The following is a 22,302-nucleotide window of genomic DNA, read 5'->3' on the forward strand; positions in this document are numbered from 1 at the left end:
TCAGACCCGGGCCAGCGGGTCCGACCCGAGGCGACGTCGACCGGACGTAGACTCGACCTCCGTGACCAGCACCCGACGACGGCCCGTCCAGCGAGCCGCCGGCCTCGTGACCGCAGCCCTGGTCGCACTGGTACCGCTCGCGGCAGCGGCACCCGTGACAGCCGTGGAGCCGGCCCCCGCCGTTCCGCTGACGGAGCCGCCGCCGGCCGCCGTGCTGCCGTCGACCACGTCGCCGTCGTACTTCGACACCCCGCGCGACATCACCGGGTGCCCGTACCGCACCACACCGCCCGCTCCCGTCGACGAGTCCGAGGTCCCGCTCCCCGGGCAGACGTCCCCGACCCCTCCCCCGGTGCCCGACACCCCTCCGGGCGGTGACGGGCTCGCCGGCTGCGAGGTCGTGGCGCCCGACGGATTCGAGGTGCCACGCGACGTCACCGCCAGCGCGTGGCTGGTCTCCGACCTGGACACCGGCCAGATCGTGGCGGCCAAGGACCCGCACGGCCGATACCGCCCCGCGAGCGTGATCAAGACACTGCTCGCCTCCGTCGCGCTGGACTCGCTCGACGTCGACCGGGTCGTGGAGGTCACCGACGCGGACCTCGAGGGGGCCGAGGGCAGCCTCGTGGGCATCGGGCCGGGCGGCGAGTACTCCGTGGGACGGCTCCTCAGCGGCCTGCTCCTGGCCTCCGGCAACGACGCCGCGGTGGTCCTGGCGCGGCAGCTGGGGGGCATCGAGGAGACGTGCGCCGCGATGAACGCGCACGCCGTCGCGCTCGGGGCCCGCAGTACGTATGTCGCCACCGTGAACGGCCTCGACGGCCCGGGCATGATGTCCACGGCCTACGACATGTCGCTGATCTTCCGGGACGCGATGGCCCGCCCGGCGTTCGCGGAGATCGTCGCCACCCCGTCCACGGGCTTCCCCGGATACCCCGCTGGTCCGGGCACCGAACCACCGGATCCGGCGGCGGTACCGGAGCACACCGGCCCGACGATGGGCGCGGACGGGGTCCTGATCAACCCCGGCTTCGTGCTGGGCAACGACAACCTGCTGCTCCACAACTACCCGGGCGCGATCGGCGGCAAGACCGGTTTCACCGACGATGCCCGGCACACGTTCATCGGGGCGGCCGAGCGGGACGGTCGGCGGCTCGCGGTGGTGCTGCTCGACGGCACGCGTGTGCCCAGCCCGCCGTGGCAGCAGGCGGCCGCGTTGCTGGACGCGGGGTACGCGGCGGGCGACTCGGACCCTGTGGGCGTGCTCGAGGCCGGGCCGCAGGACTCGACCGATCATGCGACCGAGCACCTGGCCGGCGGCCTCGGCGGGGCGGGCACGCCGGAGACGGCGATCGTCGGCGGCTCGGTGCTCGAGCGCTACAGCACGTGGCTGGCGCTGGGCGCGGCGGGACTCGTCGTGGTGGCCGGGGCGGTCCTCACACTGCGGTCACGGAACTAGCCCGGGGCCCGGCCCCACGTCCGTAGCGGCCGCCGCGTCGGCGCGTACGGTCGGGGAACGGCCGGGGAGCGGCCGGGGAGCGGCCGGTCAGGAGACGGCGCCGGCGCCGGCGAGGATGACCCGCAGTCGCCCGGCGCACTCGTCGACCGTGGTGCGGGCGTCGGAATCGTCGGCCATCTCGACGAGGGCCCGGAGGAGGACGACGACGACGAGGTCGGCCGCGATGTCGATGGAGGTGTCGTCCGCTCCGGAGAGCGTCTCGAGCCGACCCAGGGTGATCCCCAGCCGGCGGCGGGCGGAATCGACGGCGGCCGCGAGGATCCGGTGGTCTGGATGCGCGGTGTCGACCAGGCCGCGGGCGAGCATGGCCCAGGTCTGCGGATCCCGGGTGGCGGCGGCGGAGGCCAGGCGGGGCCAGTCGGTCGCGGGGTCGTCGGTCGCGGTGGAGATCAGCTCGTCGATGAACGTCCCGAGGGCGTCGGCCGCGCCGGACGCGAGTTCCGATGCGAGGTCGTCGACGGACTCGAAGTGCCGGTAGAAGGCGGTGGGGACGATGCCGACCTCGCGCGCGAGTTCGCGGACGACGAGCCCGGTGAAGCCGCGCGTGGCCACCCCGTTCCGGCCCGCCTCGACGATGAGTGCACGGGTGTGCCGTTTCTGTTCCGCACGTGTCCTGGGCGTCGTCACATTCGCCATCCTATCGACAGCCTGGACTGACGCGTCAGAAACCACCCGTCCGCGGGGTGTGGGCCGGGCCACAAATCGAACCTCTTCCCATTTCGGAGAACGGCTGTACACTCAAAAACGTCCGGTGGTCGAACCGGACGGATGCGCACCCCGACCGCGACGGCACCGACCCGGTGCGAGGCGCGACGACCGCCGGGGAGCGACCGCATCCGACGGCGTCCGACCACACCGACCCATATCCTCGACGGAGGTCCACATGACCGCCCCGCCCATCCGCAGACTCTTCTCCCGCAGGGTCACGCGCACCCTACTCACTCCCCATCCGGTCGAACACTACGTCCGCTCCCTGGGCGTGGACTGGTCCGACGACCCCACCGGGGCGACCGTCGTGACAGTCGACCGGCCGGTCCCCGACGTCACGGTCCTCACCCTGCGGTTGCCCGCCGGGGTCGACCGCCCCGCCCCCGGCGCCGCGCTCGAGATCGGGGTCGTGGTGGACGGCGTCGTCCACCGCCGCCACTACTCCCCCGTCGATCCGGCGTCCCGCCGCGACGGGTTGGCGACCATCGCCGTTCGCAGGCACCCCGACGGCGTGGTCTCGAACCATCTCTGGGACGAGGCCGCGCCCGGGATGCGACTTCTCCTGGGTAGCCCGGTCGGCGAGATGGCGTTGCCCGAGGCCCGCCCCGCCGATGTGCTGCTGGTCAGCGGCGGCAGCGGCATCACCCCGATGCTGGCGATCGCCTCGACGCTCGCCTCAGACGGCCACTGCGGCGACGGGGCGCCGGGCCGCGTGGCGTGGCTGCACTACGCCCGCCGCGTGGAGGACGTGCCCTTCCGGGACCAGCTCCGTGAGCTGGCCCGGTCCGGGGTGACGGTCACGGTGGTCCCCACCGCCGAGGGGACGACCCCCAGCGGCCTGTCCGGCCACCTCTCCGCCGACCATCTCGAGGAGACAGCCCCCTGGCACGATGACGCCGCGGTGTTCCTCTGCGGCCCCGAACCGCTGGCCCGGGGCCTCGAGGAGGTCCTCGGTGCCGAGCGGTTCTCCGGCGTCCTGCGTGAGCGTTTCACCTCCGCGACCGGGCCGGTGCCCGACGGGGACGGCGGCACCGTGACCCACCTGCGCAGCGGCATCACCGCCCGGAACGAGGGAACCACCCTGCTCGAGGGCGCCGAGGCTGCCGGCCTGAGCCCCCAGCACGGCTGCCGGATGGGCATCTGCCACACCTGCACGGCCGTGCGCGTCTCCGGCACCACCCGCGATCTGCGCACCGGCGAGGTCGACTCCACGCCCGACTGCCACGTCCAGATCTGCGTCAACGCGCCCGTCGGCGACGTCGAGATCGAGCTCTAGACCTGCATCCCCACCCGCCCGGAACGACCCGGAAGGACCCCATCATGACACTCCTGCAACTGCCCGGCCTCCGCCCGAAGAAGTCCACCACGCCGAAGGCGCCGAAGGCCGCGAAGCCGCCGAAGGCCAGCGGCAAGGCGGCCGGCAAGGCGGCCAGCAAGGCCGCCGACGCGAAGACCGCGAAGACCCCCGGCCCCGAGCCGATCGTGCTGTCGGCCGAGTCGGTCGAGATCATCGGCCGCGAACTCGATGCCATCCGCGACCGCGTGAGGGCCGACCTCGGCACCGCCGACCGCGACTACATCCTGCGGGTGGTGCGCACCCAACGCCGCCTGGAGTTGGCCGGCCGCGGGCTGATGTTCCTCGGCTTCCTGCCCCCGGCCTGGCTGGCCGGCGTCGCCGCGCTGAGCGCGTCCAAGATCCTCGACAACATGGAGATCGGCCACAACGTCATGCACGGCCAGTACGACTGGATGCGCGACGACATGCTCCACTCCTCGAGCTTCGAGTGGGACAACGTGTGCCCGTCGGACCAGTGGCGGCACTCGCACAACTACATGCACCACACGTACACCAACATCCTCGACCTGGACCGCGACATCGGTTACGGCCTGCTGCGGATGGAGTACGAGCAGAAGTGGACCCCGCTGCGTCTGGGCAACCCCGTGTACGCGTTCGCGCTGATGATGCTGTTCGAGTGGGGCGTGATGATGCACGACCTCGAGTACGACAACGTCCTCAAGGGCAAGCGCAAGTGGTCCGACGTCAAGGGCCTGCTCGCCGGCTGGTGGAACAAGGTCCGCGGCCAGGTGGCCAAGGACTACATCGTGCACCCGGCGCTGACCGGCCCGCTGTTCCCGCTCACGTTCGCCGGCAACCTCACCGCGAACGTCGTCCGCAACATCTGGGCGTTCTCGGTGATCTTCTGTGGCCACTTCCCGTCCGGCGCCCAGGTGTTCACGCAGGAGGAGACGGCCGAGGAGACCCGCGGCGAGTGGTACGTCCGGCAGATGCTGGGGTCGGCCAACATCTCGGGCAGCCCGTTCATGCATCTGGCGACCGGCAACCTGTCGCACCAGATCGAGCACCACCTGTTCCCGGATCTTCCCGCGCACCGCTACCCGGAGATCGCGGACGAGGTGCGCGCGATCTGCGAGGAGCACGGCCTGCCGTACACGACCGGCCCGTTGTGGAAGCAGGTCGGAGGAGTCTGGTCCAAGATGTTCCGCCTCGCGCTGCCCCTGCCTCCCACCGCGGCGGACACGCCGGCGGTGATCATCGAGCGCAGGAAGACTCCCGTCGCCGCCTGAGCCGCGGGTACCGTCTAAGGGCATCACCGACGAAGGGAGCGGTCCATGAGCGACTTCGAACGCAACAAGGACCAGGTCCAGGCAGGTGTCCAGGCGGGCGCGTCGCTGGTGGGACGTATCGCCGTCATCATCACGGACGCGATCGGCTCGATCGCCAAGGAGGTCGGCGACTTCGTCACCGAGGGCATCGAAATGCGTGAGGCCGCCCGAATCTCCCGCCGCGAGGAGCGGCAGCGCACCGCGGACGAGCCGCTGATCAACCTCGACGGCATCGAGGACGGCGACCTGCAGGGCTGACCGGCGTCCGGCCGCTTCCCGGGGAGAGGCGGCCGGTCGGCCCCCCGTGGCCGGTGCGAAGTGGCGCCGGCCACGGTGGCAGGATCCCATGTCGTGACGATCATCGCCGCCGCGGACGGCTCCGCTCTCGGAAACCCCGGTCCTGCCGGATGGGCCTGGTATATCGACGACTCGACCTGGCGCTGCGGTGGCTGGAAGCGCGGCACCAACAACCAGGGCGAGCTCACCGCCGTGCTGGACCTGCTGCGCCAGACCGCGCACACCGATGAGCCGCTGCACATCCTGTGCGACTCGCAGTACGTCATCAACTCGGTCACCAAATGGATGAAGGGCTGGAAGCGCAAGGGCTGGAAGAAGGCCGACGGCAAGCCCGTGCTCAACGTCGAGGTGATGAAGGCCCTCGACGAGGCGATGCAGGGCCGCGAGGTGACGTTCGAGTGGGTCAAGGGTCACGCGGGCCACGAGCTCAACGAGAAGGCCGACGCCCTGGCCAACGGCGCCGCCAAGGCGCACTCGTCGCGCAAGGAGCCTGAGCCCGGGCCGGGCTTCCCGGGTGCGACGGCTGTGGGCGCGGGCGAGGACCCGGCTGTTCCCCCGCCCGCCGCGGGGGGCACCGCCCGGCGATCGCCGTCCGCGGGAGGATCGGGGACGAGCGGGACGACGACGAGGTCAGCGGCCGAGTCCGAGCCCGACCTGTTCTCCCTGGACGCGAACACCCCGGCCGGTCCCGCGGACGAGGAAGGGAGTTCTCCCTCCGCCGCCGGCCCGGGGATCGAGGACCTCGTCGTCGACCTGGAACGCTCCCTGTTGACCGACACCGTCCGCCGGGACCGCCGCACTCTCACGCGACTGCTCGACGTGCGATGGCGGCAGGTGGACGCCGCGGGCCGCACCCGGACCCGCCGCCAGCTCGGCGACACGGACGGGTCCGTCGAGGACGTCGAACTCGAGGTGGTCGAGACCCGACGCCTCGGCGACGACGCGGTTCTCGTGCTGTGGCGCGCCACCGCTCCCGGGGGCGAGGTCTCGCTGGGCAGCTCGCTGTGGCAGCGGTTCGGCGGTGACTGGAAGCAGGTCTACCAGCAGGCCACTCGCGAGGCCTGAGGCGGCGTCGGCGTGTCGACCGCGCTACAGGTGTTGTATGGTCAGCGGCCGCGCCGACGCCCGGGTCAGCCCCGACGGGGGACGGTGAATCCGACGGCCTGATAGACCTGCGACAGGACGGGGCCGGCGACCGCGCGGGCCTTCTCCGCGCCGTCCGCCAGAATCCGCTCGAGCTCGGCGCGGTCGGACATGAACTCGTCGAACCGGCCACGCAGCGGCGTCACGAACGCCTCGAGGGCGTCGGCCGTGTCGGTCTTCAGCGCGCCGTAGCCTGCTCCGGCGGTCTGGTAGTCGGCGACGATGTCGGCGATCGCGCGCCCGGTGAAGGCGGACTGGATGGCCAGCAGGTTGGACACGCCGGGCTTCATCTCGCGGTCGTAGCGGATGTTCCCGTCGGAGTCGGTGACCGCGCTCCGGATGCGCTTGGCGGAAACCTTGGGATCGTCGAGCAAGTTGACGACGCCCTTGGGGTTCTCGCCGGACTTGCTCATCTTGGCGGTCGGGTCCTGCAGGTCGTAGATCTTGGCCGAACCCTCGAGGATCTTGCCCTCCGGCACCACGAACGTCTTCTTGTAGCGGGAATTGAAGCGCATCGCCAGGTCGCGGGTCAACTCGAGGTGCTGACGCTGATCCTCCCCCACCGGCACCAGGTGCGGGCGGTAGAGCAGGATGTCGGCGGCCATGAGCACCGGGTAGGTGAACAGACCCACCGTGGTGCCGTCGGTGCCCTGTTTGGCGGCCTTGTCCTTGAACTGCGTCATCCGGGCGGCCTCGCCATACCCGGTGATGCACCCCAGCACCCAGGCCAGCTCGGCGTGTTCGGGGACGTGAGACTGCACGAACAGCACCGACCGGGCGGGGTCCACCCCCAGCGCGAGCAGCTGCGCACAGCCGCGGAAGACCCGCTCACGCAGCTCCTTGGGGTCCTGCTTGACGGTGATCGCGTGCAGATCGGGGATGAAGTAGTACGCGTCGTAGTCGTCCTGCAGCTCGACCCACTGCCGCACCGCGCCCAGGTAGTTGCCGAGGTGGTACGAGTCGGCGGTCGGCTGAATGCCGGACAGGACGCGCTGGCGCTTCGCGGGCGCCTGCGACCCGGTCGGCTCTGCGGGCGTGGGAGCTGCGGAGGAGGACTGCTCAGACATGGCGTTCATCTTCCCACGTCCCCGACAACCCACCGCCCACGCCCTCGCGCGGGCGGTCGCCGCACTGTCAGCGGTCGGCGGGCGGCGCCATCTCCGGCGGGAAGCCGCCCGTGGCTATCGGGCCCCAGTCATCGATGGCCACCCGGATGAGGCACTTGCCCTGCCGCACCATCGCCGCCCGGTACTCGTCCCAGTCGTCGTGCTCCCCGGCGATGCTGCGGAAGTACTCCACCAGCGGCTCCACCGCCTCGGGCAGGTCGACGATCTCCGCGGTGCCGTCGAGGTGGACGTACGGGCCGTTGAAGTCGTCGGACAGTACGCACACGCTCACGGCCGGGTCGCGGCGGATGTTGGTCACCTTCGCCCGCTGCGGATAGGTCGCCACGACGAACCTGCCCTCGGAGTCGACACCGCAGGTCACCGGCGAGGTCTGCAGCCCGCCGGACGACCGACGGGTGATGAGGACGGCGCGGTGTCGGGGGCGGACGAAATCGTCGAGGCCGGCTCGATCGGGGCGTTCGGCGGTCGCATACTTCGGCATGGTGCCGAGGTTACGGACCCGTCCCCCGCGTGACATCCGCGACCGCGGGCCCGATCTCAGAAGTCGCCTTCGTCGTCGTCACCACTCGTCTCGGACCTACTCGTAGACGACGGTGACCGGCGCATGGTCGGACCACCGCATGTCGTACGCGCTCGCCCGGTCCACTCGATCAGACACCGCCCGGTCGACCAGTCCGTCGGACACCACGTGGTAGTCGATCCGCCAGCCCGCGTCGTTGTCGAAGGCCTTACCGCGCTGGCTCCACCACGAGTACGGGCCGATCTGGTCGGGGCGGCGATACCGCACGATGTCGGTCCAGCCGCTGCCGTCGGCGAAGACGTCGGTCATCCACTCCCGCTCGTGCGGCAGGAAACCGGAGCTCTTGTGGTTGCCCTTGTGATTCTTCAGGTCGGCCTCACGGTGGGCGATATTCCAATCGCCACAGATGACCATCTCGTGACCCTCACGGGTCTTCAGATGCCCGGCCCGCTCGGCGAGGTACTCGCGGAAGGTCCCCAGGAAACGGTCCTTCTCGTCCTGCTTGGGGGTGTCGGCAGACCCCGAGGGCAGGTAGAGACTGGCGACGGTGACGGTCTCACCGTCGACAGCCCCGGGGTAGACGGCCTCGATGTACCGGCCGGACTCCTCGAACTCCTCGTCGCCGTACCCGACGCGCACGTCGGTCGGCTCGGCGCGGGACAGGATCGCCACACCGGCTCGACCCTTGAGCGAGGACGGAGCGCCCACCAGATGCCACCCGGCGTCGAGGGCGGGCGCGAGCGCCTTACGGGTCTGGTCCTCATCGGCGCGCACCTCCTGGAGGGCGACGACGTCCGCCCCGCTGCCCTCCAGCCAGGGCAGGAATCCGAGGTTGGTCTCCGACCGCTGCTTGACGGCGGCGCGGATCCCGTTGACGTTGACGGTGCTCACGGTGAGGCTCACGGCCCACAGGCTACCGATCGCCGGGAACGTGACGGTTCGGCTACCCCGTCGCCGTCCGCCGCGCCGCCCAGACCGCGCCCACCAGGATCGCGAGACCCGCCGCCGCCAGGGCCGCCCCGGCGAGCGCCGGGGACGTGTAGCCGAAGCCCAGCGCGATCACGGCCCCGCCGAGCCACGCGCCCAGCGCGTTGGCGGCGTTGAGGGCCGAGTGGTTGAGCGAGGCGGCGAGCGTCTGTCCCCTGCCCGCGTATGTCATCAGTCGGGACTGCAGCCCCGGCACCAACGCGGATCCGGTCGTGCCCACCAGGAACAGACCCACCAGCGCCGTGACGGGATGGTGCGCGGCGACGGCGAACAGCGCCAGCACCACGGTCATCACCGCGGCGATCGCGACCAGCCCGCGGTCGAGGTCCCGGTCCGCAACCACACCGCCGAGCAGGTTGCCGGCCACCATGCCGAGTCCGTAGACGGCGAGCACCGCGGGCATCCAGCCGGGATCGATCCCGGCGACGTCGACCATCGTCCACTGGATGTAGGTGTAGACGGCGAACATGCCGCCGAACCCGACGGACCCCACGGCGAGCGTCGCCAGGATCTGTGGCCTCGCCAACGCGGCGAGCTCCTCGCGCGCCCTGACGACCACCGTCCCCGTGGGTTCGGGGACGACGACGAAGATGGCCGCCACGGTCAGCGCGCCGATCACCCCGACCGCGAGGAAGGCGGACTGCCACCCGATCGTCTCCCCGAGCCAGGTCGCCGCCGGGACACCGATCACGTTCGCGACCGACAGTCCGAGCAGCACCTGGGACACCGCCCGCGCCTGCCGTCCGGGACCCGCGAGGGAGGCCGCCACCAGGGAGGCGACCCCGAAGTACGCCCCGTGCGGGATTCCGGCGACGAACCGGGCCGCCACCAGGATCTCGGCGGTCGGGGCGAAGGCCGCCGCGACGTTGCCCGCGGTGAACATCGCCATGAGGACGAGCAGCAGGGTGCGGCGCCGCCACCGTGAGGTCCACACGGTCGGCAGCGGGGCACCCACGACCACGCCGAGCGCGTAGGCGCTGATGACGTTGCCGGCCTGTGGTTCGGTGAGCCCGAAGCCCTCGGCGATCGACCGCAGCAGTCCCATCGCCGCGAACTCGGTGACGCCGATGCCGAACCCGCCCAGCGCGAGCGCGAGGATCGCCAGCGCCACACGGCGAGGGGTGGGTGCGGCGGGCTCGGTGTCCGGCGCCGGGGCGGCTGCGGGGCTCGTGGTCACCGACGAAGGCTACGCCCACCACCCCGGCCGGGCCTGCCACGTCAGCCCGATCAGGGGGCGGTGCGCATGAGGCGTCGGCCACCGTAGACCAGCGCGAACGCCGTGACGTACATGACGATGCTGTAGACGGCGGCCGCGAGCCCGACCTCCTCGTCACCGATCACGGTGAAGGCGATCAACAGCGTCAGGGTGGTGTTCTTGATGCCGAACTCCACGGCGATCGCGATCTGCTCCGCCCGCCTCAGCCTGCTCACCCATGCCAGGAGGCCGCCGAGAACGATCAGTGCGAGGTTGAGGACGATCACGGCGGGGCCGACGGTCACGACGAGGTCGACGATCCGGTCCCGTTCGCCGAGGACGATCCCCACGATGAGCAGGACCAGCACGACGAGGCCCACGATCCCGACGTAGCGCTCGATGCGGGAGGCGAGCGCGGGCCTCCTGGCACGGAGGATCATCCCGATCGCGACCGGGATGAGGATGACGCCCAGCAGGAGCCCGAAGGTCTGGCCGAGAGGGACGGTCACCTCCTCGTCCGCGGCTCCGGGGATGAGGCGCGCGCCGATGCCGAACCACATCGGCAGGGTGAGGATGACGGCGACGGAGGTGAGGGCGGTGAGGATGACCGAGAGGGCGACGTTGCCGCGGGAGAGATAAGTGATGAGGTTCGACGTCGCCCCGCCCGGCGTCGCGGCCACGAGCACCACCCCGAGCGCCAGCATCGGCGTGAGGCCGAAGAGCAGGGCCACACCGACACCGACCAGCGGAACCAGGACCAGTTGGCCGAACAGTCCGACGATCGTGGCCCTGGGCGATCTGGCCTGGACCGCGAAGTCCTCCCTGGTCAGACTCAACCCGATGCCGACCATGATGATGGCCAGGGCGATCGGCAGGCCGATATCGACCAAGGGGCTCTGATCCACGGACGTCTCCTGGGCTCACGACGGAACGGCTGGCCACGCCTGTGACGTGGACCACTGTCCGACTACGGTAACCGATCGGGCGCCGCCGCGACCCCACACCGGCGGGCGCGGGGTCGTCGCCGAACGGTGGGCGCGCGGGATCAGGCCTCTGCTCGGGTGCGCTTGAGATTCTCATCCAGCGCCGCGAGGAACTCCTCCGTCGTGAGGTGTTCCTGGCCATCGCCGACGAGCAGCGCGAGGTCCTTGGTCATCTGCCCCTCCTCGACGGTCTTGATGACCACGTCCTCGAGTTGGTGGGCGAACTCGATGACCTCCGGGGTGCCGTCGAGCTTGCCGCGGTGCTCGAGACCCCGGGTCCACGCGAAGATCGAGGCTATCGGGTTGGTGGAGGTCGCCTTGCCCTCCTGGTGCTGCCGGAAATGTCGCGTGACGGTGCCGTGGGCGGCCTCCGCCTCGCAGGTCTTCCCGTCCGGGGTGAGCAGCACGGAGGTCATGAGGCCGAGCGAGCCGAAGCCCTGGGCCACGGTGTCGGACTGCACGTCGCCGTCGTAGTTCTTACAGGCCCACACGTACCCGCCCTCCCACTTGAGCGCGGAGGCCACCATGTCGTCGATGAGCCGGTGCTCGTAGGTCAGGCCGGCCTTGTCGAACTCGGCCTTGAACTCGCGCTCGAACACGTCCTGGAAGATGTCCTTGAAGGCGCCGTCGTAGGCCTTGAGGATCGTGTTCTTGGTGGACAGGTACACCGGGTACTCGTGCTGCAGCCCGTAGTTGAAGGAGGCGCGCGCGAAGTCCTCGATGGACGTGGTGAAGTTGTACATGCCCATCACCACGCCGCCGTCTTCCGGGAACGTCACCATCTCGTGTTCGATCGGCTCCGAGCCGTCGTCCGGCGTGAAGGTGATGGTGACCGTGCCGGCTCCGGGAACCGTGAAGTCGGTGGCCCGGTACTGATCGCCGAAGGCGTGGCGGCCGACGATGATCGGCTTGGTCCAGCCCGGAACCAGGCGCGGCACGTTGGAGATAATGATCGGGGCGCGGAAGATCGTCCCGCCGAGGATGTTGCGGATCGTGCCGTTGGGCGAGCGGTACATCCGCTTGAGGCCGAACTCCTCCACCCGCGCCTCGTCCGGGGTGATGGTCGCGCACTTGACGCCGACGCCGTGCTTCTTGATGGCGTTGGCGGCGTCGACGGTGATCTGGTCGTCCGTGGCGTCCCGACTCTCGATGCCCAGGTCGTAGAACTCGAGGTCCACGTCGAGGTAGGGGTGGATCAGCTCGTCCTTGATGAACTTCCAGATGATGCGGGTCATCTCGTCGCCGTCGAGCTCGACGACCGTCCCCTCGACCTTGATCTTGGACATCGGGCCCTCTTTCTCCGGTACCGATCGTGACGTGGGCCTCATCTTACCGGCGTGGCCTGCTCAGAGGCGGCCTGTCCAGCCGTTTCCGCTCGTTGCAGGCGAGCGGCGGCTTAGGCTAGCCTGTCCCCAGGTCATGAGTCCCAGCATCGAGCCCCGGCTTGCTGGGCGGCAACCCTCCACCGCGGTGGGGTGCCCCGGGAGACGACCTGGCCCTCACCCGTTCGGGTGGCAGGCAAGCGCGGGTCCGCTGTCGTCAAGCGGTCGGACCCTTCTGACGAGAGGAGGGGCTCCGCCCCTATGACCTACGACAACACCAACCCCGACTGGGCCTTCGAGACCCGCCAGGTCCACGCCGGTCAGCCCGTGGACTCCGACACCGGGGCACGCAACCTGCCGATCTACCAGACCACCTCGTTCGTCTTCGCCGACGCCAAGCAGGCCGCCGACCGGTTCGCCCTCGCCGAGATGGGTCCCATCTACACCCGGATCACCAACCCGACGGTCGCCGCGGCCGAGGACCGGATCGCCTCCCTCGAGGGTGGCGTCGCCGGGCTGCTGTTCGCCTCCGGCCAGGCGGCCGAGACCGCCGCCATCCAGGCGATCGCCCAGTCGGGCGGGCACGTGGTGGCCTCCCCCCGCCTCTACGGCGGCACCGACACGCTGCTCCGGCACACGCTGCCCAAGTACGGCATCGAGACCACGTTCGTGGAGAACCCGGACGACCCCGCCTCCTGGCAGGCGGCGGTCCGGCCCAACACCAAGCTGTTCTACGGCGAGTCCATCTCCAACCCGCTCAACGACATCCTGGACATCCCGGCCATCGCCGAGGTCGCGCACCGCAACCAGGTGCCGCTCGTTATCGACAACACCGTGGCCACCCCGTACCTCATCCGCCCGCTCGAGCTGGGTGCGGACGTCGTGGTCTCCTCCGCCACCAAGTACCTCGGCGGCCACGGGTCCTCGCTCGGCGGCGTCCTGGTCGACGGCGGCAAGTTCGACTGGCGCGTCCAGCGCGACGGTCAGGACGTCTTCCCGTCCTTCACGACGCCCGACCCGGCCTACCACGGCCTGGTCTACGCCGACCTCGGTGCACCCGCCCTCGCGCTCAAGGCCCGCGTCACGCTCCTGCGCGACACCGGCGCCGCGGCCTCGCCGTTCAACGCGTGGACCCTGGTCCAGGGCATCGACACCCTCAGCCTCCGGGTCGAGCGGCACGTGTCCAACGCGCAGCGGATCGCCGAGTGGCTCGAGGCTCGCCAGGACGTGTCCAAGGTGCAGTACGCGGGCCTGGCCTCGTCACCGTACAAGGAGCTGCAGAAGAAGCTGTCGCCCAAGGGTGCCGGCGCGATCGTCACCTTCGACCTCGCGGTCCCGGAGGGCGCGTCCGACGAGGACGTCAAGGCGCAGTCGTGGAAGTTCATCGACGCGCTCAAGCTGCACTCCTGCCTGGTCAACATCGGCGACGTCCGCTCGCTGGTCTCCCACCCCGCCACCACCACCCACTCCCAGGGCACCGCAGAGGGCAACGCGATCGCCGGGGTCACCCTGGCGACCGTCCGCCTGTCGGTGGGCATCGAGGCCGTCGAGGACATCCTCGCCGACCTCGTGCTCGGTTTCGCCGCGCTCGACTGAGGGACCGTCCGCATGATCCGGTCCTCCGATCCACTCGCGCTGCTGCCCCCGGGCGACGGCACCCTCGGCCACCTCGCCATCGGCGATCTGACCCTGGTCACGGGTGTCGTCATCCCGGGGGTGACGCTCGCCGTGCAGCGGTGGGGCAGGATCGCGGACGACCTGTCCAACATCGTCCTGGTCGAGCACGCGCTCACCGGGGACTCCCACCTCGTGGGTTCGGTCGACTCCCTGCACCCCACCCCAGGGTGGTGGAACGGGCTCGTCGGGCCCGGGTTGCCGCTGGACACCGACCGCTACTGCGTCCTGTCCGTCAACGTGCTGGGCGGCTGCCGCGGCTCGACGGGCCCGAGCTCGCTCCACCCCGACGGTCACTACTGGGGTGCCCGGTTCCCGGCCGTCTCCGTACGCGACATGGTCGAGGCGGAGCGGGTGATGGCCGACCTGCTGGGCGTCGAACGGTGGGCCGCCGTGATCGGCGGGTCCATGGGCGGCGCCCGGACCCTGGAGTGGATGGTCTCCTACCCTGACCGCGTGCGCGCGGCGTGCGTGCTGGCCGTCGGCGCCCGCGCCTCCGCGGACCAGATCGGGGTGCAGACCGCGCAGATCATGGCCGTCACCTCCGACCCGCACTGGCAGCAGGGCGGCTATCACGGCACCGGCCGCACCCCGGTCACCGGGCTGGGCATCGCCCGGCGCATCGCTCACCTGTCCTACCGGGGCGAGCAGGAACTGGACGAGCGGTTCTCCAACCGCCCGCAGCCCGGGGAGGATCCCCGCGGTGAGGACCTGTCGATGTCCGGAAGGTTCGCCGTCCAGTCCTACCTCGACCATCAGGCCGGCAAGCTCGTCTCACGGTTCGACGCCTGCTCGTACGTCCTGCTCACCGACGCCCTGAACCGGCACGACGTGGGCCTGGGCCGCGGTGGCGTCGAGGAAGCGCTGCGGTCGTGCCCGGTCCCGTGCGTGATCGGCGGGGTCACCACCGACCGGCTCTACCCCCTACGGCAGCAGCGAGAGTTGGCGGCGCTGCTCCCGGCTGCCGACCCACTCGTGGTGATCGACAGCCCGGCCGGCCACGACGGGTTCCTCACCGAATCCGACGTGGTGGGACCGATGCTTCAGCGGACCCTGGAACTCGCCGAGCAGGGATCCACGGACCGGACACGAGGACACGTATGACCGAATTCGATCGCACCCCCCGGCCTGCCGCCCTCGGACTTGCGGGTCTCGCCGTGGGATTCGGGGCCATCGGGGTGGCCGTCGGGTTCGCCACCCTCCTGGGTATCACCGCAACCGCCAGCGGCGGCAACGACATCACCCGGTACCGGCCGATGGCTGTGACCGCCGTGTCCTCATCTGCCCTGGGCATACTGCTGATCGTCGGCGGCGTGCTCCTGTGGCGGGCCCACCGTTGGTCCCGGGTGGTCCTCGGGGCGGCGGTGGCGCTCCTGGCTGCGAACTCACTGGCACGAGTCGTGCTGGACAGCCTCACGTTCATCTCCGTGGTGGGAAGCATCTTCTCCCTGCTGGTCCTGGTGACGATGGGCTATCTGCTCGCGTCGGACAGCATTCGGGAGCACGTCCGCGAGGGCGTTCCTCTGGGGCTTCGCTGACCCAGCGGGGCCCCGCGCGACGAGCCCGATCGAGCGCGGATTCGCCCTCAGCCAGTCCCGAGGGCGTCGATCGAGATCGACAGCCACAGCACGACCACGCCGATCGCCGAGTAGAACGCCACGTCGAAGCCCTTCCCACGGACCCCGAGCAAGCGGGCGCGGTGCTCCGGGACCACGCCGCGCAGGACCGCCGCGGCCAGCGCCACAAGCCCCAGCAGGAAGGCCCCGCGGCGCCACCGCTCGAACATCACGAACCCCAGCGCCACCGCGAGCCCGACCACGACCAGGGCGAGTGGCCACTGGGCCCGGAGCTGCGACCACCTCAGGCGCGCCGGGCGGGCCCGGCGCGGACGGGCGTCGGTCGCTTGGGTGTCGGTGGCCTCGTTGCCGGCGGGCTGGCTACCGGAGGGCCGGGACCAGCCGGGGGCGGGATGGGTCACGGGCGTCTCAGGCGTCGGCGGCGAGCCGCTCGCAGCGCTCGACCACGTTGGTCAGAAGAAACGCTCTGGTCAGCGGGCCGACTCCGCCCGGGTTCGGCGACACGGCACCCGCCACGTCCCACACGTCGGGGTGGACGTCGCCGGCGAGTTTGCCGTCGAGCCGGGACACGCCCACGTCAAGGATCGCCGAACCGGGCTTGACCATGTCGGCGGTGAGCATGTGCGCCACGCCGGCGGCGGCCACGATCACGTCGGCGCGCCGGGTCTCGGCGGCCAGGTCGCGGGTGCCGGTGTGGCACAGGGTGACGGTGGCGTTCTCGCTGCGCCGGGTGAGCATGAGCCCGATCGGCCGACCGACGGTGACGCCGCGGCCGATCACCACGACGTGCGCACCGTTCAACTCGACCCCGAACCGGCGGAGCAGGGCGATGCACCCGTTGGGGGTACACGGCAGCGGCGCCGGCTCGCCCAGGACCAGCCGGCCGAGGTTGACCGGGTGGAGTCCGTCCGCGTCCTTGGCCGGGTCGATCCGCTCGAGGACCGCGTTCTCGTCCAGGTGCTCGGGAAGCGGCAGCTGCACGATGTAGCCGGTGCACGCGGGGTCGGCATTGAGTTCGTCGATCACGGCCTCGAGTTCCGCCTGCGTGGTCTCTACGGGCAGATCACGCCGGATGGAGGAGATGCCCACCTGTTCGCAGTCGCGGTGCTTCATCTTGACGTAGGAGCGGCTGCCCGGGTCGTCGCCGACGAGGACGGTACCCAGTCCTGGGGTGACACCCTTGTCCCGCAGCGCAGCAACGCGGGTGGTGAGGTCGGCGACGATCTCGTCGCGGGTGAGCTTGCCGTCCAGCTTGATCGCGGTCACGGGTGCCAGTATCCCACTCGGCGTCGCCGCGGCCGCAGCGCACTGCGAGAATGTCCGTTATGACCGGAGCGGGCGTACGCGTGTTGTTCGACCGGCCCCGCATCCCGCCCAACACCGGAAACGCGATCCGGATGGCGGCGGGCGCGGGCTGTGAACTGCATCTGGCCGGCCCCCTGGGCTTCGACCTGTCCGAGCCGCAACTGCGCCGAGCGGGTCTCGACTACCACGACCTCGCCCACGTGGAGGTCCACGAGGACCTGGAGGCCGCATATGCGCGACTCCTCCCCGCCCGGGTGTGGGCGTTCACCGCTCATGCCGAACTCTCGCTGTCCGAGGTGCGGTTCACGCCCGGTGACGTGGTGCTCTTCGGTCCCGAGCCCACCGGCTTGGCCGACGACGTCCTGGCCGACGCGCGGGTGACGGCGAGGGTGCGCATCCCCATGCTGGCGGGCCGGCGCTCGATGAATCTCTCCAACGCGGCCGCGGTGGTGGTCTACGAGGCGTGGCGGCAACAGGATTACGTCGACAGTGTGGTATTTCCGGCGCCATGATTTAAGATTTCGCCATGCTTAACTTTTGTCCAGCAGTGAACCGTAAAGAGGGCGGCCCGCGCACATGCCGCACCGCCGTCGTTCCCGTCTTCACTCTCGCCCTGCTGGTCGTCCTCGCGACGTCCGCGTGTACGTCCGTGAGGACCGACACCAGTGACGAAGTGGCATTCACGGACGACGGCCGACGGTCCGCAGGTCCGGGGGACCGGGTGGTCGTGGCCACGACCTTCACGATCCTCGCCGACATGGCGCGCCGTATCGGAGGCGATCGGGTCCGCGTGGAGTCCGTGACGACCGCCGGTGCGAACGTGCACTTGTACGAGCCGGGAGTCAACGACCTCAAGCGGGTCGAGGACGCCGACCTCATCGTGAGCAACGGGCTTGGCATGGACGACTGGCTGTTGCGGTTCATCGACGGGACCGACGCCCGGCACGTGATCACCTCGAGCGAAGTCGATCCCCTGCCCGTCCGCTCCGGCAAGTACACCGGACGCCCCAATCCCCACGCGTGGATGTCGCCCGTCGAGGGCGCGAAATACATCCGGGCGATCGCCCGGGCACTCGCTGACCTCGACCCGGACGGTGCCGCCGCCTACACGGCCCGCGCCGAGGACTACGTGGCCGACCTCGTCGACCTGGCCAGCCGCGCCCGGACGGCCGTGGTTTCCGTGCCCGAGCAACGCCGGGTGTTGACGACCTGTGAGGGCGCGTTCTCGTATCTGACCAGAGACATAGGCCTGGACGAGCTATATCTGTGGTCGGTCAACAGCGAGAACCAGGGGCTGCCGCGGCAGGTCACGAGCATGATCGAGGAGGTGCGCGGGCGTGATATCCCCGCCGTCTTCTGCGAGTCGACGGTCTCCGGCGCAGCCATGGAACAGGTTGCGGCAGAGACCGGCAGCCGACTAGCCGGGATGCTCTACGTCGATTCCCTCTCCACCCCCTCCGGTCCGGTGCCCACCTACCTGGACCTGCTCGACCACAACCTCGAGACGATCACCCGGGAGTTGGCGTCGTGACCGTACAGCCGCAGCCCTCGGCCACGTCCGCGGGCCCGCCGGCCATCGAGGTCACGGACCTCACCGTCGATCGCGGCCAGGTCCGCGCACTCGACTCGGTCTCGTTGTCCGTCCCCCGCGGGGAGATCACCGTGTTGCTCGGCCCGAACGGGTCGGGAAAATCAACCCTGATCCAGGCGATCCTGGGCCTGGTCACTCCGAGCAGCGGGACGGTCCGCATCCTGGACGCCCCCGTGGCGCTCGCCCTGCGCACGGGGCGGGTGGCGGCCGTCCCCCAGTCCGACGGCATCGACGAGCGTTTCCCCGTGACCGGGGCAGAAGTGGTCATGCAGGGCCGCCGACGCTTCACCGGTCCGTGGCGCCGCCCGTCCACCGTCGACCGCCTGGCCGTCGACGACGCGCTGGACCGGGTCGGACTGTCCGCGATCGCCGGTCGGCGAATCGGCGAACTCTCGGGCGGCCAGAGACGCAGGGTGCTGCTCGCGCGCTGCCTGGCCCAGGAGGCCGAACTCCTCCTGCTCGACGAGCCGTTCAACGGCATGGACGCCGGCAGCGAGTCGGTGTACATCGACGTGCTGCGCCAACTCGCCGCCTCAGGGCGGGCAGCACTGGTCTCCACGCACCACCTGGGTACCATCGCACAACTCGCCGACTCGGTCGCACTGCTCAACGTCCGGCTCGTGGCGCACGGCCCGGTCGACGAGACCACCACTCCGCAGATACTGACCACCCTGCTCGGCGCCCGCGTGCCGGATCCCACCGAGCGCGTCGCGACCACTGAGGGGGCCCTACCGTGATCGACCTGATCGTCGAACCAATGACGTACGAGTTCATGCGCCGCGCGCTCCTGGTGGTGACGGCGTCAGGGATCGCCGGGGCGTTGCTGAGCTGCTGGCTGGTGCACATGGGCTGGTCTCTCATGGGCGACGCGGTCTCACACGCCGTTCTCCCGGGTGTGGTGATCGCCGGCATGACGGGCATCCCGTTCGCCGCCGGAGCGCTCATCGCGGCGCTGGTGGCGGTCACGCTCATCGGAGCGGTGCGCGGGAGCGGGACGGTCCGGGAGGACGCCGCGATGGGCATCGTCTTCACGGCCCTGTTCTCCCTCGGCCTGGTCCTGATCGCCCGCTTCCCCAGTCAGCGTGATCTCCACTCGATCCTGTTCGGCAGCGTGCTCGGAGTCCGTGACTCCGACCTCTACCAGGTGCTGGCGGTGTCGGTGTTCACCGTGATCGTGCTGCTGGCATTCCGTCGCGACCTCATCATGGTGGCGTTCGACCGCCTCCACGCCCACACCCTGGGACTGCGGACCGGCGCGCTCACCGCACTCCTCCTGGCCACCCTCGCCACGGCTACCGTGGCGGGAGTCCAGTCGGTCGGTGTGATCCTGGTGGTGGCGACCCTCATCATCCCGGGCGCGACCGCACAATTGCTGGCCGACACCATGCGGGGGACCATGATCCTCTCCGTCGTCGTCGCACTTCTCGGTGGCGTGGTCGGCCTGTACGTCGGTTACTACGCCGACCTCCCGCCCGGTCCCGTCGTGGTCCTCACCCAGGCGGTGATCTTCGCGGCAGCACAGTTGTTCGCGCCCGGTCGCGGGGTGATCCCCCGGGCCGCGGCGAGCGCGCGGTCACGACGATCAGGGATGATGCCCGCATGACCGTCGATCCCCCCCGAGACCTCGCAGATCTCACCCCGACAACCCAGTCCTACCTCATGGCCGCGCACGCACTGGGAGCCGGCGGCGACCCCGTGACCTCCGGGGCGTTGGCCGAGCGCCTCGGAGCGTCTCCCTCCTCGGTCACAGAGGGCGTCCGTAGACTCGTCGCGCTGGGCCTGGCCGAGCACCGCCCGTACGCACCTGTAGAGCTCACCGACACCGGGCGGGACTTCGCAGTGGCGATGATCCGGCGGCACCGGATCCTGGAGACGTTCCTCGCCCGGTGCCTGGACTACCCGTGGGACGAGGTGCACGCGGAGGCCGACGCGCTCGAGCACGTGGTGTCCGACCGGTTCGTCGACGCCCTCGACGCCTTCCTCGACCACCCGCGGCGCGACCCGCACGGCGACCCCATCCCCACCCGGGACGGCCACCTCGACAAGCTGGGCGACATCCCCCTGGACCGGGTCCCCGAGGGCGCCGCCGGCGTGGTGACGCGGGTGTCCGACCGGGACAACACCGTGTTGCGCCACCTGGCCGAGATCGGCCTGTGGCCCGACTCACCGGTCGAGGTGGTCTCCCGTCAGGTCGAGCTGGGGATCATCACCGTGTCCCTGGACGGGCGGGTGGTGCCGGTCGGCACGCCGGTCGCCGCGGCGGTGCGGGTCCGGGTCCTGACGGGCGACGACGACGAGGTCGGGCCCGACCAGCGGTGAGCACACCTCACGGCCCGCTCACCACACCGCCTCGCGCCCCTCACAACATCGCGCCCGGGTTGAGGAGCCCCTGCGGGTCCAGGGCGTCCTTGATGCGGCGGGTGAGCGCCATGACGTCCTCACCGAGTTGATCAGGCAGCCAGTCCTTCTTCAGCCTGCCCACCCCGTGCTCGCCGGTGATGGTGCCGTCCAGGTCGATGGCCAGGTCCATCACCTCACCGAACGCGAGCTGGGCGCGGGCGGCCCGGTCCGGGTCGTCGTCTTCCAGCACGATGATCGGGTGGGTGTTGCCGTCCCCGGCGTGGGCGACCAGCGCGATGGGCACGTCCCGCCGGGCGGAGATCTCCTCGATCCCCGCCACCAGGGCAGGCAGCGCGGGCAGCGGGACACCCACGTCCTCCAACAGCAGCGTGCCGGTCCTGCCCAGGCTCGTGAACGCGGCCCGGCGGGCGATGGTGAACTGCTCGCCCTCGTCGGGGTCGTCGGTGGCGAACACCTCGGTGGCGCCGTGGGTGCGGAACGCCTCGGCCATGAACTCTGCCTCGGCCGCCCGGTCGGGACCGGTCAGGTCGGACTGGGCCAGCAGCATCGCCCCGGCCGAGGTGTCCAGCCCCATCCGCAGGTCCGCCTCCACCGCCCGGATCGAGGTGTTGTCCATGAACTCGAGCATCGCGGGGCGGATCCGGCGGGTGATGGCCAGGACCGCCTCGCTGCACGCCACGACGTCGGGGAACACGCCCACGACGGTTGAGCGGGGAGGTTGCTCGGGGAGCAGTCTGACGATGATCTCGGTGACGATTCCCAGCGTGCCCTCGCTGCCCACGAAGAGCTTGGTCAGGCTGAGCCCGGCGGTGTCCTTGAGCCGCGGGCCGCCCAGCCGGACCGCGGTGCCGTCGGCCAGGACCACCGTGAGCCCCAGCACGTAGTCCGTGGTCACGCCGTACTTGACGCAACACAGCCCACCGGCGTTGGTCGCGACGTTGCCGCCGATCGAGCAGATCTCGTACGACGACGGATCCGGCGGGTACCAGAGCCCGTGCTCGGCGGCGGCCCGCTTGACCTCCGCGTTGAGCAGGCCGGGCTGGACCGTCGCGGTGCGGGTGACGGGGTCCACGTGGATCTCCCGCATGAGCTCGCTGGTCAACACGATCCCGCCCTCCACCGCCGTGGCCCCGCCGGACAGGCCCGAGCCGGCCCCGCGGGGGACCACCGGCACGTCGAACTCGGCGGCCCAGCGCATCACCTGTTGTACGTCCTCGGTCGACCGCGCCCGCACCACCGCCAGCGGCATCCCCGGGTCGGGGGCCTGGGCCCAGTCCTGGCGGTAGGACTGCACGACGTCGGGGTCGGTGAGGATCGTGGCGCCGGAGAGGCGGCTGCGGAGGGCGTCGATCGACATGCCCCGAACCT

The 22,302-nt window shown here is 70.6% G+C and carries 23 protein-coding genes and 1 riboswitch; of the genes, 13 read left to right on the top strand and 10 right to left on the bottom strand.

What is annotated here, in order from left to right; all coding sequences use genetic code 11:
* Positions 1-61 precede the first annotated feature (61 nt).
* Positions 62-1,459 carry a D-alanyl-D-alanine carboxypeptidase family protein gene (locus tag CK206_RS06420; protein ID WP_096905904.1) on the top strand — a complete coding sequence of 466 codons (1,398 nt, stop codon included), beginning with the start codon at positions 62-64 and terminating at the stop codon, positions 1,457-1,459.
* Between the two features lie 87 nt (positions 1,460-1,546).
* On the opposite strand, the gene CK206_RS06425 is transcribed toward CK206_RS06420, so the two are convergent.
* Positions 1,547-2,146 (bottom strand): TetR/AcrR family transcriptional regulator, encoded by a 600-nt coding sequence (locus tag CK206_RS06425; RefSeq protein WP_096905905.1) that lies wholly within the window; start codon positions 2,144-2,146, stop codon positions 1,547-1,549.
* 256 nt (positions 2,147-2,402) lie between these two features.
* Here CK206_RS06425 and CK206_RS06430 point away from each other — a divergent pair, with 256 nt between their 5' ends.
* From CK206_RS06430 to CK206_RS06445, 4 genes are all read left to right on the top strand, one after another.
* Positions 2,403-3,503 carry a flavin reductase family protein gene (locus CK206_RS06430; RefSeq protein WP_096905906.1) on the top strand — a complete coding sequence of 367 codons (1,101 nt, stop codon included), beginning with the start codon at positions 2,403-2,405 and terminating at the stop codon, positions 3,501-3,503.
* A gap of 44 nt (positions 3,504-3,547) precedes the next feature.
* On the top strand, positions 3,548-4,813 hold the full coding sequence (locus tag CK206_RS06435; RefSeq protein ID WP_096905907.1) for an acyl-CoA desaturase: 1,266 nt from the start codon (positions 3,548-3,550) through the stop codon (positions 4,811-4,813).
* A 45-nt stretch (positions 4,814-4,858) separates the two neighbouring features.
* Positions 4,859-5,110 (top strand): hypothetical protein, encoded by a 252-nt coding sequence (locus CK206_RS06440; protein ID WP_096905908.1) that lies wholly within the window; start codon positions 4,859-4,861, stop codon positions 5,108-5,110.
* 93 nt (positions 5,111-5,203) lie between these two features.
* The gene (locus CK206_RS06445) at positions 5,204-6,214 is read left to right on the top strand and encodes an RNase H family protein (protein ID WP_096905909.1); all 1,011 of its coding nucleotides are present in this window, start codon (positions 5,204-5,206) and stop codon (positions 6,212-6,214) included.
* Positions 6,215-6,279: 65 nt separating this feature from the next.
* Here the strand turns inward: CK206_RS06445 and trpS are convergent, their stop codons facing one another.
* From trpS to CK206_RS06475, 6 genes are all read right to left on the bottom strand, one after another.
* On the bottom strand, positions 6,280-7,359 hold the full coding sequence (gene trpS / locus CK206_RS06450) for a tryptophan--tRNA ligase (RefSeq protein WP_173674831.1): 1,080 nt from the start codon (positions 7,357-7,359) through the stop codon (positions 6,280-6,282).
* 67 nt (positions 7,360-7,426) lie between these two features.
* Positions 7,427-7,900 (bottom strand): PPOX class F420-dependent oxidoreductase, encoded by a 474-nt coding sequence (locus tag CK206_RS06455; protein ID WP_096907327.1) that lies wholly within the window; start codon positions 7,898-7,900, stop codon positions 7,427-7,429.
* 96 nt (positions 7,901-7,996) lie between these two features.
* Positions 7,997-8,842, bottom strand: coding sequence for an exodeoxyribonuclease III (locus CK206_RS06460; protein ID WP_067712513.1), 846 nt, complete (start codon positions 8,840-8,842; stop codon positions 7,997-7,999).
* 40 nt (positions 8,843-8,882) lie between these two features.
* Positions 8,883-10,103: an MFS transporter gene (locus CK206_RS06465; protein ID WP_371606850.1), complete on the bottom strand. Its 1,221-nt coding sequence runs from the start codon at positions 10,101-10,103 to the stop codon at positions 8,883-8,885.
* Positions 10,104-10,153: 50 nt separating this feature from the next.
* Positions 10,154-11,026, bottom strand: coding sequence for a bile acid:sodium symporter family protein (locus CK206_RS06470; RefSeq protein ID WP_067712517.1), 873 nt, complete (start codon positions 11,024-11,026; stop codon positions 10,154-10,156).
* Positions 11,027-11,166: 140 nt separating this feature from the next.
* On the bottom strand, positions 11,167-12,390 hold the full coding sequence (locus CK206_RS06475; protein ID WP_096905910.1) for an NADP-dependent isocitrate dehydrogenase: 1,224 nt from the start codon (positions 12,388-12,390) through the stop codon (positions 11,167-11,169).
* A gap of 129 nt (positions 12,391-12,519) precedes the next feature.
* Positions 12,520-12,635: riboswitch (SAM riboswitch) on the top strand.
* 52 nt (positions 12,636-12,687) lie between these two features.
* On the opposite strand from CK206_RS06475, the gene CK206_RS06480 reads away from it, so the two are divergent.
* The 3 genes from CK206_RS06480 to CK206_RS06490 are packed head-to-tail and all read left to right on the top strand — an operon-like array spanning position 12,688 to position 15,638.
* Positions 12,688-14,022: an O-acetylhomoserine aminocarboxypropyltransferase/cysteine synthase family protein gene (locus CK206_RS06480; protein WP_067712522.1), complete on the top strand. Its 1,335-nt coding sequence runs from the start codon at positions 12,688-12,690 to the stop codon at positions 14,020-14,022.
* Positions 14,023-14,034: 12 nt separating this feature from the next.
* Entirely contained in the window at positions 14,035-15,204 is a 1,170-nt protein-coding gene (locus tag CK206_RS06485) for a homoserine O-acetyltransferase (RefSeq protein ID WP_067712524.1), read from the top strand.
* On the top strand, positions 15,201-15,638 hold the full coding sequence (locus tag CK206_RS06490; protein WP_067712526.1) for a hypothetical protein: 438 nt from the start codon (positions 15,201-15,203) through the stop codon (positions 15,636-15,638). The genes CK206_RS06485 and CK206_RS06490 overlap by 4 nt, the downstream gene beginning before the upstream one ends.
* Positions 15,639-15,685: 47 nt before the next feature.
* On the opposite strand, the gene CK206_RS06495 is transcribed toward CK206_RS06490, so the two are convergent.
* Together CK206_RS06495 and CK206_RS06500 are read right to left on the bottom strand one after the other, a co-directional pair.
* A complete protein-coding gene (locus tag CK206_RS06495; RefSeq protein WP_082923698.1) occupies positions 15,686-16,078 on the bottom strand; it encodes a DUF3017 domain-containing protein in 393 nt (130 codons plus the stop codon).
* A 7-nt stretch (positions 16,079-16,085) separates the two neighbouring features.
* Positions 16,086-16,943 carry a bifunctional methylenetetrahydrofolate dehydrogenase/methenyltetrahydrofolate cyclohydrolase gene (locus tag CK206_RS06500; RefSeq protein ID WP_067712529.1) on the bottom strand — a complete coding sequence of 286 codons (858 nt, stop codon included), beginning with the start codon at positions 16,941-16,943 and terminating at the stop codon, positions 16,086-16,088.
* 59 nt (positions 16,944-17,002) lie between these two features.
* Between CK206_RS06500 and CK206_RS06505 the strand changes: the two genes are divergently transcribed.
* The 5 genes from CK206_RS06505 to CK206_RS06525 all read left to right on the top strand — a co-directional run bounded on the left by CK206_RS06505 (position 17,003) and on the right by CK206_RS06525 (position 20,892).
* Positions 17,003-17,494, top strand: coding sequence for a tRNA (cytidine(34)-2'-O)-methyltransferase (locus CK206_RS06505; protein ID WP_067712531.1), 492 nt, complete (start codon positions 17,003-17,005; stop codon positions 17,492-17,494).
* Positions 17,495-17,655: 161 nt separating this feature from the next.
* On the top strand, positions 17,656-18,513 hold the full coding sequence (locus CK206_RS06510) for a metal ABC transporter solute-binding protein, Zn/Mn family (protein WP_253695953.1): 858 nt from the start codon (positions 17,656-17,658) through the stop codon (positions 18,511-18,513).
* Positions 18,510-19,310 carry a metal ABC transporter ATP-binding protein gene (locus CK206_RS06515; protein ID WP_067712533.1) on the top strand — a complete coding sequence of 267 codons (801 nt, stop codon included), beginning with the start codon at positions 18,510-18,512 and terminating at the stop codon, positions 19,308-19,310. The genes CK206_RS06510 and CK206_RS06515 overlap by 4 nt, the downstream gene beginning before the upstream one ends.
* Complete coding sequence (locus CK206_RS06520) at positions 19,307-20,176, top strand: metal ABC transporter permease (protein ID WP_067712535.1); 870 nt, start codon at positions 19,307-19,309, stop codon at positions 20,174-20,176. Before CK206_RS06515 ends, CK206_RS06520 begins: the two co-directional genes overlap by 4 nt.
* Positions 20,173-20,892 (top strand): metal-dependent transcriptional regulator, encoded by a 720-nt coding sequence (locus CK206_RS06525; protein WP_067712537.1) that lies wholly within the window; start codon positions 20,173-20,175, stop codon positions 20,890-20,892. The genes CK206_RS06520 and CK206_RS06525 overlap by 4 nt, the downstream gene beginning before the upstream one ends.
* Before the next feature lie 40 nt (positions 20,893-20,932).
* On the opposite strand, the gene CK206_RS06530 is transcribed toward CK206_RS06525, so the two are convergent.
* Positions 20,933-22,291, bottom strand: a complete 1,359-nt coding sequence (locus tag CK206_RS06530) for an FAD-binding oxidoreductase (RefSeq protein WP_067712544.1) — start codon at positions 22,289-22,291, stop codon at positions 20,933-20,935.
* Positions 22,292-22,302: the final 11 nt, after the last annotated feature.

Origin of the sequence: Dietzia sp. WMMA184 (assembly GCF_002441635.1) — a bacterium.
GTDB classification, from domain to species: domain Bacteria; phylum Actinomycetota; class Actinomycetes; order Mycobacteriales; family Mycobacteriaceae; genus Dietzia; species Dietzia kunjamensis.